1 protein-coding gene is annotated in these 1,461 nt (G+C 44.4%); it reads right to left on the bottom strand.

From position 1 onward, the window contains the following. Window positions 1-25: 25 nt before the first annotated feature. Window positions 26-1,203, bottom strand: a protein-coding gene (locus tag A3756_RS03155; RefSeq protein ID WP_156490229.1) for an IS3 family transposase whose coding sequence is annotated in 2 segments (ribosomal slippage) — window positions 26-945 and window positions 945-1,203 — 1,179 coding nt in all. Because the reading frame shifts where the segments join, the coding sequence is not laid out codon by codon here. Between the last annotated feature and the right edge of the window lie 258 nt (window positions 1,204-1,461).

The following is a 1,461-nucleotide window of genomic DNA, read 5'->3' as shown; positions in this document are numbered from 1 at the left end:
GCTAAAAAACAAACTTTTGTAGTGGTCAACTAAAACTGGCCAGCCCGTTATAAGTTTTTTCGTAAGCCTGTTCAGTCAATAACGGTGACATACCACCATTATGATGATGAGGCCGATGACGATTGTAGTAACCATTAATGTATTGATCGATAGCTGCTTCTGCTTCCATAAACGATTCATATCCTGATCGCGGCATCCATTCTGTTTTAAAGCTTCTAAAGAATCGCTCCATTGGCGCATTATCCCAGCAATTTCCTCTGCGACTTAGGCTTTGTCGAATGCCATAACGCCATAGCAGCTGACGATAGGATTGGCTTGTGTAATGACAACCTTGATCGCTGTGAAATAGCACGCCCTTCGGTTTGCCACGACTTTCATAAGCCACTCTCAATGCCTTCTTGGTTAACTCACTGTCGGGACTCTTAGATTTGGCCCAGCCAACAACACGCCTTGCATATAAGTCGATAACGACCGATAAGTACAGCCAACGAGACCCCGTCCAAACATATGTCACATCACCACACCAAACTTGATTAGGCTGTTCCGGACTGAAGCAACGACCCAACACATTTGGAATGAGCACATGCTCTTTCTCAGATTTAGCGTACTTATGTGCCGGCAATTGGCGGCTAACCAAACCTTCTTGCCTCATGAGCTTGTTCACTAACCAGCGACTCACCTTAAAGCCGGATAATGCCAGCAGAGTTACCAAAGTACGCTCCCCCGCAGAACCATTACTAATTCCAAACCAACGCTTGAGTTCAGAAATCAATCTAAGGCGTTGCGGCTCTATCTCTTGAGGGCGGTCACACCAATATCTGTAGCTGCTGCGATGAACATTAAGTACGCGGCATAGTCGAGATACCGACCAGCTCCCTTGCTGCGCTTGGATTAACGAAAACCTTTGATCGAGTCCTGCATCAAGAGAGCTGAAGCCTTTTTTAAAATCTCGTTGTCTCCCTCTAGTTGTTTGATCTTGCGTTCCAACTCGCGAATTTTTAATTGATCTGGAGTGAGAGGTGTAGCACTCGACAACCTACCGTTTCGTTCTTCTTTTAATTGTCGCGCCCATTTATCGACCGTGGACTTACCAAGGCCTAAGCTATCCGCGACATCTCGGACACTGCGCCCTTTATCAACAACTTCTTGTGCAACTTCGAGTCTAAATTCTGGAGAGTATGTTGGTCTTGTTCGTTTGCTCATTTTGATACCTAGTTAGTTGATGGTGATAATATCACCTCTAATTAGGTGGCCAAAATTAGTGTGCCACTACATTTACCTCTAGTTTTTCACACTAACAGGTAAGGATTCTTTCTTTGTCCTCCTGATGTCCGTTTTTAAAAAATGATATTTCTCCGATCATGCATTCTCAATTTACGACGAAGGAGAAATAACAATGACCACTCAATCCACACGATTTAAAAATAATTACCTAGCAAAAGGGCTTGCACTCGCAGCCGC

Source organism: Oleiphilus sp. HI0086, from assembly GCF_001635225.1.
This window is presented reverse-complemented; position numbering and strand designations above follow the sequence as displayed.